This is a genomic window from Bacillus sp. CGMCC 1.60114, from assembly GCF_042676365.1.
Taxonomy (GTDB): Bacteria; Bacillota; Bacilli; order Bacillales; family Bacillaceae_G; genus Bacillus_A; species Bacillus_A rhizoplanae_A.
In genome coordinates this window covers 1-14,650 of sequence record NZ_JBHTHG010000118.1, presented here as the reverse complement: position 1 = coordinate 14,650, position 14,650 = coordinate 1, and the positions used below count along the sequence as shown (strand labels likewise).

16 protein-coding genes and 1 pseudogene are annotated in these 14,650 nt (G+C 33.5%); 7 read left to right on the top strand and 10 right to left on the bottom strand.

The annotated features are described in order from the left end of the window. Positions 1-330: 330 nt before the first annotated feature. Positions 331-768 carry an Lrp/AsnC family transcriptional regulator gene (locus tag ACFQZ1_RS21410; RefSeq protein ID WP_377884181.1) on the bottom strand — a complete coding sequence of 146 codons (438 nt, stop codon included), beginning with the start codon at positions 766-768 and terminating at the stop codon, positions 331-333. 142 nt (positions 769-910) lie between these two features. On the opposite strand from ACFQZ1_RS21410, the gene ACFQZ1_RS21405 reads away from it, so the two are divergent. Continuing rightward, positions 911-1,492: a DJ-1/PfpI family protein gene (locus tag ACFQZ1_RS21405; protein ID WP_002172590.1), complete on the top strand. Its 582-nt coding sequence runs from the start codon at positions 911-913 to the stop codon at positions 1,490-1,492. Between the two features lie 215 nt (positions 1,493-1,707). Further along, positions 1,708-2,353, top strand: a pseudogene (locus ACFQZ1_RS21400) (MOSC domain-containing protein). 547 nt (positions 2,354-2,900) lie between these two features. Here the strand turns inward: ACFQZ1_RS21400 and ACFQZ1_RS21395 are convergent. Beyond that, entirely contained in the window at positions 2,901-3,362 is a 462-nt protein-coding gene (locus ACFQZ1_RS21395) for a hypothetical protein (protein WP_377884180.1), read from the bottom strand. Positions 3,363-3,825: 463 nt separating this feature from the next. Between ACFQZ1_RS21395 and ACFQZ1_RS21390 the strand changes: the two genes are divergently transcribed. Further along, entirely contained in the window at positions 3,826-4,299 is a 474-nt protein-coding gene (locus ACFQZ1_RS21390; RefSeq protein ID WP_377884179.1) for a hypothetical protein, read from the top strand. A gap of 264 nt (positions 4,300-4,563) precedes the next feature. Here ACFQZ1_RS21390 and ACFQZ1_RS21385 read toward each other — a convergent pair whose 3' ends face one another. The 5 genes from ACFQZ1_RS21385 to ACFQZ1_RS21365 all read right to left on the bottom strand — a co-directional run bounded on the left by ACFQZ1_RS21385 (position 4,564) and on the right by ACFQZ1_RS21365 (position 8,192). Continuing rightward, the gene (locus tag ACFQZ1_RS21385; protein ID WP_377884934.1) at positions 4,564-5,076 is read right to left on the bottom strand and encodes a GNAT family N-acetyltransferase; all 513 of its coding nucleotides are present in this window, start codon (positions 5,074-5,076) and stop codon (positions 4,564-4,566) included. Positions 5,077-5,383: 307 nt separating this feature from the next. After that, positions 5,384-5,620, bottom strand: a complete 237-nt coding sequence (locus ACFQZ1_RS21380) for a hypothetical protein (protein ID WP_377884178.1) — start codon at positions 5,618-5,620, stop codon at positions 5,384-5,386. Further along, the gene (locus tag ACFQZ1_RS21375; protein WP_377884177.1) at positions 5,595-6,395 is read right to left on the bottom strand and encodes an ABC transporter permease; all 801 of its coding nucleotides are present in this window, start codon (positions 6,393-6,395) and stop codon (positions 5,595-5,597) included. Before ACFQZ1_RS21375 ends, ACFQZ1_RS21380 begins: the two co-directional genes overlap by 26 nt. A 5-nt stretch (positions 6,396-6,400) precedes the next feature. Further along, the gene (locus ACFQZ1_RS21370; protein ID WP_377884176.1) at positions 6,401-7,171 is read right to left on the bottom strand and encodes an ABC transporter permease; all 771 of its coding nucleotides are present in this window, start codon (positions 7,169-7,171) and stop codon (positions 6,401-6,403) included. After that, complete coding sequence (locus tag ACFQZ1_RS21365; protein ID WP_377884175.1) at positions 7,164-8,192, bottom strand: ABC transporter ATP-binding protein; 1,029 nt, start codon at positions 8,190-8,192, stop codon at positions 7,164-7,166. Before ACFQZ1_RS21365 ends, ACFQZ1_RS21370 begins: the two co-directional genes overlap by 8 nt. An 879-nt stretch (positions 8,193-9,071) precedes the next feature. On the opposite strand from ACFQZ1_RS21365, the gene ACFQZ1_RS21360 reads away from it, so the two are divergent. From ACFQZ1_RS21360 to ACFQZ1_RS21350, 3 genes are all read left to right on the top strand, one after another. Next, positions 9,072-9,923, top strand: coding sequence for a hypothetical protein (locus tag ACFQZ1_RS21360; RefSeq protein ID WP_377884174.1), 852 nt, complete (start codon positions 9,072-9,074; stop codon positions 9,921-9,923). A 156-nt stretch (positions 9,924-10,079) separates the two neighbouring features. Further along, positions 10,080-10,367: a hypothetical protein gene (locus ACFQZ1_RS21355; RefSeq protein WP_377884173.1), complete on the top strand. Its 288-nt coding sequence runs from the start codon at positions 10,080-10,082 to the stop codon at positions 10,365-10,367. Positions 10,368-10,459: 92 nt separating this feature from the next. Further along, positions 10,460-11,470: an LLM class flavin-dependent oxidoreductase gene (locus tag ACFQZ1_RS21350; RefSeq protein WP_377884172.1), complete on the top strand. Its 1,011-nt coding sequence runs from the start codon at positions 10,460-10,462 to the stop codon at positions 11,468-11,470. Between the two features lie 256 nt (positions 11,471-11,726). Here the strand turns inward: ACFQZ1_RS21350 and ACFQZ1_RS21345 are convergent, their stop codons facing one another. Both ACFQZ1_RS21345 and ACFQZ1_RS21340 read right to left on the bottom strand, forming a co-directional pair. Next, positions 11,727-12,269, bottom strand: a complete 543-nt coding sequence (locus tag ACFQZ1_RS21345) for a DUF1003 domain-containing protein (RefSeq protein ID WP_377884171.1) — start codon at positions 12,267-12,269, stop codon at positions 11,727-11,729. A 338-nt stretch (positions 12,270-12,607) separates the two neighbouring features. Then, a complete protein-coding gene (locus ACFQZ1_RS21340) occupies positions 12,608-12,790 on the bottom strand; it encodes a hypothetical protein (protein ID WP_377884170.1) in 183 nt (60 codons plus the stop codon). A gap of 617 nt (positions 12,791-13,407) precedes the next feature. Here ACFQZ1_RS21340 and ACFQZ1_RS21335 point away from each other — a divergent pair. Beyond that, the gene (locus ACFQZ1_RS21335; protein WP_377884169.1) at positions 13,408-13,665 is read left to right on the top strand and encodes a hypothetical protein; all 258 of its coding nucleotides are present in this window, start codon (positions 13,408-13,410) and stop codon (positions 13,663-13,665) included. A 202-nt stretch (positions 13,666-13,867) separates the two neighbouring features. Here the strand turns inward: ACFQZ1_RS21335 and tnpB are convergent. After that, the coding region (tnpB, locus tag ACFQZ1_RS21330) for an IS200/IS605 family element RNA-guided endonuclease TnpB (protein ID WP_377884168.1) at positions 13,868-14,650 on the bottom strand (783 nt) is incomplete at its 5' end.

Sequence of the window (14,650 nt, the reverse complement as noted above, 5' to 3'; positions counted from 1 at the left end):
ATCAGCATTGAACACACAAAAGCAAATGAAAGATAGTAATGCCAATTTTTATCTTTTCGTTTGTATCGTAGAAATCCCAATGTTCCTATAACTCCTATAAATAAAAAAGTAACAATAAATGTTAAAGCGAACTGATATGTCATTTTAACAGCTTCTTGTTTTTAAACTAATAGGCGTACCGCCACATCGCCATCAAGCTAATAAAAATGGGTTACCTCAAAACGATAAAAACGATTAGAGACCCTGATTCTTTTATACAAGGCAGAAAAATCAGGGCTATTTTTAAAGGATTATTGAGTAAGCAATAGTTAATTGATTATGCTAGTATTTTTATTCTTCACTAATAAAGGGAGCAATTATTTTTTTTTCATAAGAAGATAACACGATATTCGTTGATGGCGTACCATATTGCATTGAATCATCAATAAATTGTTCTAAACTTTCTACAGAGTACGTTGCTAATTTGACAATATAGCTAATTTCCCCTGCTACTCTGTAACACTCAAGTACATCTGGATGATTATAGCAAAAGTTAGCTAATGATTTACAATCCTTTGATTTAAACAATATAAGTGCAGAAATTGGACGGTTTATTTTTTTTAGAGAAACATGTGCATGGTAACCTTCAATAATTTGTTGCTCCTCTAACTTCCGTACTCGCTCAGTTACTGACGGAGAAGATAAGTGAACGGCCTCTGCTAAATCCTTCATTGAAATTTTTGCATTTGACTGTAATAATCCCACGATTTTTTTATCAATTTGATCCATAAATTATCCAACCTTTTTTTATAAAATAGAATAACCTAAATTCTTTATATAATAAAGCCAAACAATCGAATATCCTTATTTAACTTATTTATCAGCCTTCTATATTTGTATAAAATAAGGATATCAGGAGGCGATTTGCGATATGAAAAAGATTTTATTATTATTAGCTGACGGATTTGAAGCAGTAGAAGCTAGTGTATTTACAGATGTACTAGGTTGGAATAAATGGGAGGGCGATGGATCAACTGAGGTCGTAACAGTTGGTCTTCGGAATAAATTAACCTGTACTTGGAATTTTACTGTCATACCCGAAAAAACGGTTGATGATATTCAATTAGATGAGTTTGATGCACTGGCTATTCCAGGAGGGTTTGAAGAAGCTGGTTTTTATCGGGATGCATACAGTAGAGAATTCTTAAATGTTATTCAACATTTTTATGCCAAGCAGAAGCCTATTGCCAGTATCTGTGTTGCATCATTAGCGCTTGGTAAAAGCGGAATTCTTACAGATAAAAAAGCCACCACATACAGTCATCCAACGAGTAAACGAAAAGAGCAGTTAAAGAATTTCGGTGCAATAGTACAAAATGATTTAATTGTTCAGGATGGGAATATTATTACATCATCAAATCCAGGTACAGCGTTTGATGTTGCATTTTTATTACTTGAAAAACTAACATCTAAAAAGAACGCTAAACATGTAAAGGATCTTATGGGGTTTTAGGCATTGCACTTCAACAAAGGGGTAGTTTAATGGCATAAGGGCCACAGAAGTGAACAAAATTTTTTATAAAAACAAGATGTAAATCTACTTGAAAAGAATCCATTTTGATCAATCTATTTTTAAATGGATTCTTTTTATTTTTTGTAAGGTGTGTTTGATCAAACTTTATTTCAAAGCTACAACAATATTGAAAACAATCATAAAGGAGAACATATATGGGAATCGAACTTGTTCATTTTAGCATTGGTAAACCGAAACCAATGAAATATGGAGTAAATAAAGAAATGACAACAGGTATCTGTAAAGAACTTGCGGAAGAGGTTTTCCTATCAAAAGATGGATTTCTGGGAGACGTTGTAGCTGACCTAAGGTTCCAGTGGACCTGATCGAGCCGTTTGCGTCTATCCATATGAACATTACGCACAGTGGGAACAAGAATTTCAAACGACGCTCCCTCCGTCTACATTTGGTGAAAACATTACTGTAACAAATATGTTAGAACGTGATGTATTCATCGGGGATACATATCAATTAGGCGAGGCCATTATTCAAGTTACACAAAGCCGAATCCCATGCAGTTCCATTTCAAAAAGACTTGGCATTCCTGGGATTTTACCTCGCATTGTAGCGACCGGTTATACTGGTTATTTATGTCGCGTTCTTGAAGAAGGTATCGTTCGTAAAGATTCACAAATAAAACTGCTGGAACGTCATCCGGACTCAGTTTCTATTCTATTTTCTAACGAAGTATATTTTCATAGACGGAAAGATATAGAGGCAATGGAGAAAATTGTAGCTGTTCCAGAACTAGCAGAAGATTGGCGTGAACCGTTAACAGGTCGTTTAGCAAAATTAAAATAATGTATCTAGGGTTCCCATTCACATTTTAACGAAAATATACGTGCAAACATAAAGATGGGGTCCCGCCACATCGCCATCAAGTTAAAAAATTAATCGTTCTCCAAAACGACAAAAATGAACTAGATTCTCATAGACAACTATAGTGAGAATTTAGTTCATTTTTGTTTTTGGAGTACTTCGAAAGCTTAGCTTGTAACATACAATAAGAAAACCGAAATCTCTTTTATTTAATCAAGAGATTTCGGTTTATTATTGGGGTAGCACCACATACCCATCAACTTAAGATTTTGAAGTGCACCCAAAACGAAATTTTTTCTCGCTACATTCATTTATGATAATTAAGTTCACTTTTTTCGTTTTGGGGTATTTTTATTTGTTAGCTTGATGGCGATGGGGCGGAATCCCAATATGGACTGTTGGGGGTTATTGTATGATCTCTTCTTTAGGTTGGGTAAAAAAGAAGATAAAAGTAATTAAAGAAATAGCTAGAAGAAAAACTCCATTTTTAGATGGTTGAATAGTAGGAATATCCGTTAAAGCCATGTCATCATTCCTTTGTAAGTATTTTTAATAAATTAGGATTAACATCAAAATGTTTGGACACAACCTTTTGAAAGAAAGTATAATCTCTTTTCAAGTGAGGAAGAGTAGGTTCGAGTTTAGGAACACCAAAAATGGGTCCACTAACATTAATGGTAAATCTGCCAGGTCCAATAAAGCTACCCGTAACACCAATTTCATCATTGAGTATTAAAACGGCGAGGATAACGTCTATTACATCAATAATCACATTCGTAGTTTGTTTTTCAAATTTACCTTCGATTCGAGGTTCCCCTGTTAATGGTCCTCCTAATGCAACGCGAAACCCTCCTGATGTCACAAAAACTCCTATAATGGTGATTTGTCCAGTTAACAATAGTGCGACTGTCACAATATTGAGATCGCGTTGGATAGACCGTATGACTTGTATATTTTTTGTAATTTCAATGTTTTTTTCCAATATTGTCACACCCTCTAGATACATATTATTCTGAGCGATGTTAAATGTGAGGAAGGATAAGTATGAAATATAGGAATTTATGTAGTAGTGAACCAAATTATTTTCAATAGTCACATTAATTATAAAAATACATAATATAACTTTATGATAAATGTGAATTAGACCTCCATTTATTACAACCCGCCGTCGGCGGGACTTCAAAAAGAAGTGCGAAGCGCACTTCTTTTCTTTGTAATCCCTACACATTACATTGTTAATATGATTACGGACAAGCCCTCTTGTTATTAAATAATTCAGTTCCTCCCTATTAAATAAAAGAAAACATTACGGATTACTCACCTTTCAAATAATCGGTGTTATCGAAAGCTGCCATCAATTCCCCCATATTTTGTTACTAATTCCTCGGTACATATTACCTTGTATTTAAGAAAATGATAAATACGATGAAATCTTGTACTTTGGAGGTTATAGTATGCGAAAAATAACAATTGTTCTTTTTTGTATGATGTGTTTTATATTCAATAGTAATATATTAGCGAAAGCTTCTTCGTTTAGTAACCTTCCTATATCAAAGTCCTCTGAACGTTGGTATTTAAAAATTAATAAATCTGACAATGAACCCAGGCTTTCAAAACCAAAACTGGGCCTAGTTAATACATATAGTCTAGATGTGAAAAACATGGGGGAAAATGCTTATAATTTAGATGTAGATATATACAGTAACTTTAACGATTCCAAAACTTTGCGGGCAAACATGGACGCACCGGAAACTGAAAGAACAGTTCCAAATAATGAATGCCATTTTTCTAACTTTCCTGTGTCAGTAAAAGCAAAGAGTATTACTGTTATCATTACATGGGAGGAAGAGCTACCTAAGACATTCTCTGATAGTAAAACGATAAAAGCGAGAAAATATAAAGAAATATTTGTGTTCGATCAAAAGTAAATGATAAAAAGCTCTCCTGTTTTATAGAGAGCTTTTTATCATCTATTTAGGTATGAATATCATATATACAAAGTTGATATAACGCATGTTATTGAAAGTAAAAAAGCGAATCATTTCTTATCCATCCAATGACAAAAAGAGGTGCAATTTGTACTGAACTCCAAAAGTTAGACTTTTTCAAAGTGATTCCTTACTCCAATTTTTCTTTTAGTTATCATCCAGTTTCGATATGATTTCAAGTATGATTTTTGAAAATCTGCTAAATCATAGTTCTATCCAATAACGCTGAACAATTTCGCCAGTATTAGGGGAAATTACTTCATTTTCTAAGATACCACCAACCTTTTGAATGGTTTTGGCAGAACCAATATTTGCTTTGTCACAAGTTATCAACACTTTCTCTAACCCTAATTTTTTCACTTCAATTAAGGAAAGCTGAAGTTGCTCAGTGGCGTAACCCTTTCGACGCTCTTCAGGGTGCACGCTATAACCGATATGTCCGCTCTCCATCAGTAATTCTGGCGTTAATCGATGGCGGATATTGATTAAACCGACTAATTCCCCATTTTCAATACTCAAAAACTGAGTGGATGGAACTCGATTTGGCGGTAAGTTTTCTCCTTTTTCTTGAATTTTAACTTTTTCAAGCCATTCGTCAATGGAATCAAAATGTTGTAAGGAACAACTACCATACGGTTGTTCTCTTGAATTTAGGAATGCCTGCCGATAAGCCATGATTTGTTCCCTATGGTGGTGTGTTGGTTTTACTAATTTCATTGTCATCATCTTTCTCCTATATCATTTTTTATTCCAGTTTATAACATTCAGAATAAAGCGAATAGAGTAAGAGGAGTTTTTCTTTTTAATCCCTCAGCACCAAACTTTTTATACAGGTTAATCCATTGTCTAACTCATTCAAGATATTCTTCACACTACGCAATTTTAATTCAAAATCATATTTAACCAAAATAAACACCCCAATCGTTAGATTTTTGGTCTAACTATTAGGGTGCACATCAATTTTCACTTCTTTTTTTGCAATCGCTACACATCAAATTTGTAATATAACACTTTGCCCATTAAGCTAATAAATCAAATAACGATTTGCAATTTGATAAGTAAATAATACAAATGCCTCTTTAGAGTTCCAATTATTTAACTCCTTTTGCATTAATTCTTGATGTTTTTTAGAAATATCAAGAATTGCATTTCCAATCGACTTTCTTGCATATTCATCAGGGTCATTCTTTAAATTTGATAATAAATTTGTAGTTACTTCAGGTGGTTTCTTAAAATTAACTTCCTGTACTAGTAAATACACTTAATCCATATTTCCAGAAACGATAAGCGATGAAACATAGTATTATAGCAACGAATGGTGTGCACAAAGAAATCCATTTGTACCCCTTATCAAAGAAAAAGGCAGCTGGATAAAAAGATGTAAAACTGTAAGGAATAATAAATGTTAAAATAAATGCTATAACTTTATTATAGATAGTAATTGGATAACGTGAAAAATCGCTTAAACTAAATACCGCTGATACAACAGGAATACTATCTGTCATCCAAAAGGAAAACGTAATAAAAAACAGATTTAATGCAACAAAAATAAACCCACTGGAAATAATCATGACAAGCAGCATTAATACATTTCCTACTGTCATAGCAATATCTAGATTACTAATGGAATAATAAAGAACAACTCCCCCTATTATAAGTTGGCCAAATCCATCCTGTTGAACGCGCTCTGCTACAATTTGGAACAGTGGGTTAATAGGACGGATAAGCAAACGGTCTAAATTTCCTGTCCGAATGTATTGCCATCCAATCGTCCACAAGTTATCAAAGAAAATATGATGAATTGCCCTTCCTGCAAAGGCAATTCCATAGATTAAAAGGATTTGATAAAAATTCCACCCCTTTAAAGTTTCAATATGATCAAATACCACTTTTATAAAAAAAATAGATGCAAATTGTTGAATGAAAACAGACGAAATCCCTATAAAAAAGTCTACTTTATACTCCATCATAACTTTTAAATGCTGTTTAAAATAGACAGTGTACAAGAATGCGTACCGTTTAAGAGTGTGTAACACGTCACTCACCCCCCAAATATTGTGATTTTCCGAATTGCGAGAGCCCATAAGAATCGGGCAAGAACTGCAATGAGAATGAACCATATAAATTGTGTCGCAATGGCTATGTAAGCCGCAGAACCTGAAATAGCACCTGTATAAATAGAAACAGGTATATAGACCATAGACTGAAATGGTAAGAATATACTAATCTCTTGAAACCAATGTGGATAAAGCGATAATGGGACGAGTGCACCAGAACAGAACTGAATAATAGAGTCTCGCAGAAGGCGCAGCCCCCATACGTTAACGGTCCAGAATGCTAATATACCAATAATAAGGTCTAATTGTGTCCCGATTAAAACACCTAATATTACACTGATGATAAATAATCCAAAAGACTCTAATGATTGTGGGAGTTCTATCCCTATAAACCAAATGGAAAACAGTAACATAGGAAACGTTGTCCGAATAGAATTAGAAACTTTTTGTCCTACATCCATAGCTACCAGTTTGTCTAACAAATGGTACGGCTTCATAAGTTCCAGTGCTATGTCACCTTGTTTAATCATTCTAGCTAAATTGTCCCCAACGCCTGATACATATTGTTCCAATAATAAAGCAATCACCATATAAGTTAGCATATTAGTTAGTGAAAGTGCTCCAACAGTCTCTTTATTCTCGTAAACAGCAGTCCAAAAATAATATAACGTGCATAATTTAACAATAATTGCAAATGTACCTGCCCAATACCATGCTGCATAAGAAGTATCTAGCTTTATCTGCACTTTAAGCATTTCCCAATATTTCCTCAAGGGATTCCTCACCTCCATGCTGATAAAGATCTTTAATAATCGTCTCTAATTTAGGATTTGAAATAGTCAAATCTGATATTTTATTGTGCCTTGCGAGTTCTGAAAGTACAAATTCAGATGAAACAGTCTTTGTGTGAAAACTCAGCTCTACGTGAGATATATTTTCTGCCTCACTCTTATGTATCACGATGTCATTTTGTAATGATACAGGAATTTCAAACATTGTGTGCTCTTCTAATTCTAAAGATAGGATGCGGTTATAAGAAAAACGATCTTTAAGATCCTGTAAGTCCCCATCATACATAATAGACCCCTTATCAATAATAATAATCCGCTGGCAAAGCTCTTCTATATCCTGCATATCATGTGTAGTTAATACAACTGTTGCGCCCAGTTTCTTATTCATTTCCTTAATAAAACTACGTATTTTCACCTTTACATCAATATCTAGACCAATTGTAGGTTCATCTAGGAACACAACAGAAGGTTGATGAAGAAAGGCAGCAGCCAACTCACAACGCATTTTTTGTCCCAGTGACAACTGTCGAACAGGTAATGGCATTAAAGTCCCTAAATCCAATACATCCTCAAATAAATGCAACATTTCCTGATATTTTGTTTCTGGTATCTCATAAACATGTTTTAATAGTTCAAAAGATTCCCGCACTGGTATATCCCAAGCAAGTTGTGTACGTTGGCCAAAAACAGCTCCAATATTTTTAGCATTTTCCTGTCGGTTTTTGTATGGAATAATTCCATTCACCCTAATTTCGCCAGTATCTGGAGTTAAGATTCCACACAACATCTTAATAGTGGTTGACTTTCCAGCACCGTTGAATCCGATATATCCGACCATTTCTCCTTTTTCAACAGAAAAAGAAATTGGTTTTACCGCTTGCTTATCATAATATTTACGTTTTATTAAAGCTTTTATTGCACCCATTAAACCTGGCTTTCGCTCTAAAATCTTATAGCTTTTCGTAACATTCTTTACTTCAATCATTTATAAATCCCCTACTTCCCCTTTTACAAATATTAGCCGTTATACAGCTAAAGTATTATAGCAATCAAATAAATTCCTTCATCCTATTACACCTGCCTCTTATAAAATAAAGATTTATTAACATTCATTGGAAAGATTATAAGCTAACATTCCCCTCTCATTTTTATCACGAAAGCGTTTGCACAAATAGGAACTAGTATAATTTTACAGGAGCATTTAAATATTATCAACAAATTTAAAAAAGGCATTAATTACGTAACGGGATAATGATGATGAAGCTGGGTTAAACGTTTCAATTGAAAAGGTTTTATATGCAACCATTTGCAAAATCGGCCCAACGGGACAAGTAACTATTCTTACATATATATATGTGTGTGTGTAAATTCACGTTTTATAAAGCAAAGGGTTTTAACTTTGCATATCAATAACAATGATTGCAAATAGCTATGTGTAAATTCCTGCATGATACATAAAGTTATATCCCTTTCTTCAAACTAGCTTAGAGATTAGTTAAAAACAGAGCTTAAGCAGTTAACAGTTGTTGGAACGAGTTTGGCTTTAGTTAAACTAGAACAAGACTTTGGTAATTATAAGATTTCAGAAACGATTCCTATGTTTAAGGAATCAAATCAATGGAAATTGGTATTCGGTCAGAGATTAACTAGTGATTCTATTCCTATAGGTACAAATGTACAGGAAATTAAATAAGTAGAATAAGAAAAAGATAAATTGTTCAATTCCCAAGGATTTTATTAATACTAAAGGAATAAGATCCCACAGCGTTATCCCAATACTAAGATAAATTTATATATCCATAATATACAAAGTAATGTCAGGGAATTATAACCTTTGATACCACCCTGAAGGGGATATATTGAAATGAAAATAATGCTCATTATCTTACTCTCATTAAGGATTTTAAACTCTTCTTCAATGCTTATTTTCGCTAAAGAGAATCAGCAAGAAAATCTAATGAAAATTGTTAAGGAGTTTAAACCGTCAAATTCGCTACTTGTAAGCCCTGAAAATCCTTTTTCTACAAAGCCAATTCAACTCTACGACTTCAACCAGGATGGACAGAAAGAAATAATCGCTACTTTTCAAATTAAAGCAAAAGAACAACCCTCTCCCTCTCAGTTTGAAGTAATAGTTTTAAAGAGAGAACATAATAATTGGCAAAAAATTTGGGAGACAAAAACTCAAGGTGTTGATTTGGAACTTTCAGGTTTAGCTGATATTACCGGTGATGGTATAAAAGAATATTTATTTGGTGTTACGATTGGTGCAGCAGCAGGAAATAAACTTGAAGTTTTCCAATGGAATAATAACTTATTCAAAAAGATTGCAGATGTTCCTTATCATAAGATGGATATTTTGTATGGAAATCAAAAGATAGGTTTAGCAGTTTGGCAGTGGTACCTTGCTGATAGCTACCTTGTAGATGTATTAAAATGGAACGGTAAAAAACTCGCTTTTGATGCTGAATTATATTCCCAATACTACCCTGCCATTGAAAAATTCTATAACGATAAAATTTCAGAAATGAATGCCTGGTTTTATTGGTATTGTCTTGCGGATGCTCAAATAAAAGCAAATTTATTGGAAGAAGCCTCTAAATCCATTCAAAAAGGGTGTTCATTAGCAAAGCAATTATCGATGCCAGATGTAGTTCAAAATTTTAACGAATTAACTGGAAAACTTGAAGAAAAGAAAAAACACTTTTCCAACTAAAAACAGTAAATATCCTGTTTAACCAGGACATTTGCTGTTTTTTCTTTTAAAGCTCTAATAAAATAACATAATTGACAATATGCCCAACACCGTTATAATGGTACATCGGTATAAAAATAACATAATGGTGATTTTGAGCAAAAAGGATGTGTAATTATGAAACAACATAACGAACAAGCAAGTGGAAAAGATCAAAAAATTAAAGTTGAACGTGTACAAACTGGCATGAGAATGGAAAAAAGAATGGTAAAAGTTTCAAAAGCAATGGCAGAGTATCACGATGTTTCACTAGGCGTTCTTCTTGAAAGAATTGTTCTTCATGCTTTTGAAAACAAACCCATGTTTAGCCAAGAGAGTCTTGAAAAGGTTAAAGCTATAAAAGAAGTTTACGACATGGATTATGGTTTAGAAATGAGTCGTCAGTGGAATGATTCGGAAAACTAAAATGATTATTTTTAAGTACAGTATCATCTTAAGTTTTTGTAATCTATCCGTGAAGTAAAGAAGTTAAATAAAATTTCCTGGAGTGAAATGAAATGAAATTTAGTACATTAACGATATTTGACCATTACCCAAATCAATCATCCCGAACACCCAGACAATTCTACAACGAGGTATTGGACCAAGCCATTCGAGCTGAGGAAATGAATTTTGATGGGGTATGGTTTACAGAGCATCATTTCTCAGATTTTGGCATCAACCCCTCTCCAGCAGTTATACTCGCTGCGGTATCTCAAAGAACGAATAGAATCCGCCTTGGTGTAGGTGTTTCAGTACTTCCATTACATAATCCTTTACGAATTGCTGAGGATTATGCGGTTGTCGATCTTTTATCAAACGGGAGATTAGATTTGGGATTAGGTAGTGGATATGATCAGAAGGAATTTGATGGTTATAATATTTCATTAGAGGATAAAGCGGAGCGATTTAACGAATCTCTAGAAGTGTTACAGAAAGCATGGTCAGGTAAGTCTTTTTCTCATCAAGGGGACTTTTTTCAATATAAAGAAATCAAGCTTAGTGTCCAGCCAATTCAAACTCCGTTTCCCCCTCACTGGATTGCAACCTCTAGTGAAAAAGGTGCTACTCATGTTGCCAGTATGGGAAGCAATTTCATGGGGCTTGGATTTAGCAAATCACGAGATGAATTAGCAAAGCTGATCGATACATACAAAAATGTGTATCAAAAATCAGGACACGGTAATCCAGATCAATTAGAAATCCCCGTTGCCTTCCATGTTCATGTTGGTGAAACATCTGCAGAAGCTGAATCAAATGCAAAAGGTCCTTATCAATTATTTATGAACACTCCGCATGGGAAAAATATCTCATATGAGGTCCTTAAAGAGAATTTTAATCCAGTAATCGGAAGTCCCGATGAAGTTATTAAACAAATTCAGTCTTACCGTGAAATAGGTGTTACAAACTTTATGGCAGTAATGAACTTTGGTGGCTTAGAACATCATAAAGTGCTTTCATCCTTAGACTTATTTGGTAAGTATGTAATTCCTGCTTGTAAACCTAATACAAGCATTTCTTCTAAATAAGAAAGCAATTGTTTTTGTCGATATAATGATAATTTTTGAATATCTGGAATTAAAGGCTTTACATTTGCCCATAATGCGACCTCCAATCATGTATATAGGATTAATTGGAGCTTATCTGTAAAGATATATCAATTTTCAACATTGTTTTAAAACATAGCCTTTTTTATTGATACAAACAAATAATATAAAAAAAGCTAATCATCTATTTATATTCTGTAAATAGATGATTAGCTTTTGATTTATAAAAGCAATATATTTATTTTGTCTTTAATTGTTTCAATAAATCTTTAATTTCATTTAATTCACCTTCTATACGGTGAAGATGACTTTGCATATCATCAATCTCCTGCTCTGCTTTATAATTAATCGCAAAGTCAATAACAGATTCATGTTTATCACGCGCAGCTTGACGGTTTTGGCTCATCATAATAACAGGAGCTTGAAATGCTGCTATAAAAGATAAACATAAGTTCAATAAAATGAACGGCGGAGCATCAAAGTGTGCTCCTTTTGTGATAGACAGGCTATTCCAAATAATCCAGACACCAAGAAAACATGCAAACCAGATAATGAATCGCCAGCTACCTCCAAACTGTGCAATTTTATCAGCTAGTCGATCTGCCCACTTTGTTCGCTGTGTATATGCACTATCAAGTTGGTGAAGGATTTCTGATTCGTAGCGATCTACAAGTCGGTCAATACGTGTTAAGCTTTCTTGATTTAAGTCAATATCAAAACCTTGAATTTTCGTAGCTTCTTTTTTTTGCCCTGTAATTTGATTCCAGATTTTTTGTACCATTGTACAAACCTCCTCACTTATAGAGGAAGTCATCTTTCCGAAATTCACATGAAGCGGTAACTATCTTTACGAAGTAATCCGCTTCGAATATTCAGTTGTATGACTGCCTCTGATGTCGATCTTATATCCGACTCTCCTATGCTCGGATTACTCATAAAATAGTTCCACCTCACCTTTTTTTTTAATCCTTTCTCATTATATGTTATCTTGTCTTTTCTGACTATGTGATTATTGAAAACTACATTTTAATTATCTTACATTTTCACATAATAAAATGCATATAAATACTGGTTTATGAATATACCCTAGATCATATATTTTCATCATGTTTGTAAAAGCTACTTGTTATTTAGTAAATGAAACATACGTTGATGATGATTTATTATTAGCCTATTTAATTTTTCTACATGATTGTCGTTTAGATTTTTCCCTAATCTCCAAGGTACTTTTTCTATATATTGTTGATCTCCTTTCAAATCTTCCTGGTTTTGCTCTTTAAGTGGAACATTACCTTCGCTCATTATTTACTCTCCTTTATACTTAAAATGGATAAATATTGACAAGGTATTCTTATAATTCCTTTTTATAAGTTATTACATTCTCATTCAAAAGATAAATTCCCTGTTATATATTCCATACATGTGAGATTTACATAACTTATCACTATCGAAAGTAAAAAAGCAAATTATCCCCCAATGACAAAAAAAGATGCAATTTATACTTCTTTTCTTTGCAATCCTCCACATGACATTGTTAACATGATTACGGACAAGCCTTCTTGTTATTAAATAATTCATCTTCAGTAATTGCAAATTCTATTGGATAACAAGGGTCACTCACAACAATCTTATTACTTTTTATTTTAAAGATACCTAATTCTTTTAATGCCAACCATATAAAGTACTCCAATCAAAAATTAATTACTTTAATAATACGGTTTAAATCTAATTTTATAGTGTATGTCTATCGTATACATATAGGAAATTCAAAAAAATTAAGATTGTCCTCTTCTTTTATGTAGAAGTTTCTGTTAAATAAAAAACGCTTTATTCTGGAACTGAAGGAGATTTTATTAGGCAAACAGAATTGTATAATTTTGGATATTTGTACTATATTAGAGGATTAGGAGGTTTTTATCATGAAAAAAATATCTAAATTAGCTTTAACCCCTTGGTTTACAGGAGCTCTTACCCTATCAATCAATTTTGAAAATGCAAAGGTATTTGCTGCTAATGAACAGTTTGAGATAAAACAAACGCCTTCTGAAAACATCAATGGAGATCGCTATTTAGTTGTAACAAGAGAACAGCAAGAAGCCATAGAAAATTCACAGATTAAGGAAGGTTTTCTTGAAACAAAAGAAGGAACAAAAATCTTTTTCAAAAAAAATAAATAACAACTAATAATCCGATAATCCCACTTTTGTAAACAAAAAATCCCTCCAAATCTGCTGGAGGGATTTTTAAAGATTTTTGGATACATGATGAAGTTTTTTCTCTATTATTCAATCATTTGGTTGAACTACCCGCCACTTAACGTCCTTGCGGACTGTTTGAAGTGGGGGATTCCTACGAACATCAAAGTATCCTTTGATTATCTTAGTAGGCTAACCCCGTAGTTCCTACGGTTAGAAGTCTTACGGCTTCGTTTTTAAGGTTTTGTCCTGCGTTAATATCTCTGTCATGATGCGTGCCACAAGAAGGGCAATCCCATTCACGAAGATTTAGATTCTTAACGTCCTTGTTTTGGTAACCACAACAAGAACAAAGCTGACTGGAAGCGAATGTTTTTGACACAGCAATGACTTGTTTGCCATACCATTTGGCTTTGTATTCGAGCATGGTTCTAAATTGTGACCAAGATACTTCACTTATTGCTTTCGCTAATTTATGATTTTTTAGCATACTTGCCACTTGCAAATCTTCAATACCAATGATGTCGTGGTTTTTGACAATTTCGGTAGAGATTTTTTGCAAGTAGTCTGTTCTTGCGTTGGTGATTCGTTCGTGAATGCGAGCGACTTTGACACGCTGTTTATTCCAATTTGAAGAGCCTTTTACACGTTGGGAAAGAATCCGCTGTGTATCAGCCAACTTCTTTTCCAATGTACGAAACCACTTAGGATTTCCAAATACTTCACCAGTCGAAAGGATAGCAAAGTCTTTTAATCCAACATCAACACCAACAGACGAACCTGTTTTTTCTAATGGTTGCACTTCTGTTTCAACAAGAATTGAAACAAAGTATTTCCCGCTTGGATTACGTCTAACGGTAGCATTTAAAATACGCCCTTCTACTTCTCTTGATTTTGCAAAACGAACAAAGCCAAGTTTCGGTAATTTCATTTTATTTCCTGCAATCGCAATATTTCCGTTTGTTTG

Bases quoted from the DNA above. Each gene is read 5' to 3' on its own strand.
- ACFQZ1_RS21410 (WP_377884181.1), bottom strand. From the start codon at position 768: ATGGATCAAATTGATAAAAAAATCGTGGGATTATTACAGTCAAATGCA.
- ACFQZ1_RS21405 (WP_002172590.1), top strand. From the start codon at position 911: ATGAAAAAGATTTTATTATTATTAGCTGACGGATTTGAAGCAGTAGAA.
- ACFQZ1_RS21390 (WP_377884179.1), top strand. From the start codon at position 3,826: ATGCGAAAAATAACAATTGTTCTTTTTTGTATGATGTGTTTTATATTC.
- ACFQZ1_RS21385 (WP_377884934.1), bottom strand. From the start codon at position 5,076: ATGAAATTAGTAAAACCAACACACCACCATAGGGAACAAATCATGGCT.
- ACFQZ1_RS21370 (WP_377884176.1), bottom strand. From the start codon at position 7,171: ATGCTTAAAGTGCAGATAAAGCTAGATACTTCTTATGCAGCATGGTAT.
- ACFQZ1_RS21365 (WP_377884175.1), bottom strand. From the start codon at position 8,192: ATGATTGAAGTAAAGAATGTTACGAAAAGCTATAAGATTTTAGAGCGA.
- ACFQZ1_RS21360 (WP_377884174.1), top strand. From the start codon at position 9,072: ATGAAAATAATGCTCATTATCTTACTCTCATTAAGGATTTTAAACTCT.
- ACFQZ1_RS21355 (WP_377884173.1), top strand. From the start codon at position 10,080: ATGAAACAACATAACGAACAAGCAAGTGGAAAAGATCAAAAAATTAAA.
- ACFQZ1_RS21350 (WP_377884172.1), top strand. From the start codon at position 10,460: ATGAAATTTAGTACATTAACGATATTTGACCATTACCCAAATCAATCA.
- ACFQZ1_RS21345 (WP_377884171.1), bottom strand. From the start codon at position 12,269: ATGGTACAAAAAATCTGGAATCAAATTACAGGGCAAAAAAAAGAAGCT.
- ACFQZ1_RS21340 (WP_377884170.1), bottom strand. From the start codon at position 12,790: ATGAGCGAAGGTAATGTTCCACTTAAAGAGCAAAACCAGGAAGATTTG.
- ACFQZ1_RS21335 (WP_377884169.1), top strand. From the start codon at position 13,408: ATGAAAAAAATATCTAAATTAGCTTTAACCCCTTGGTTTACAGGAGCT.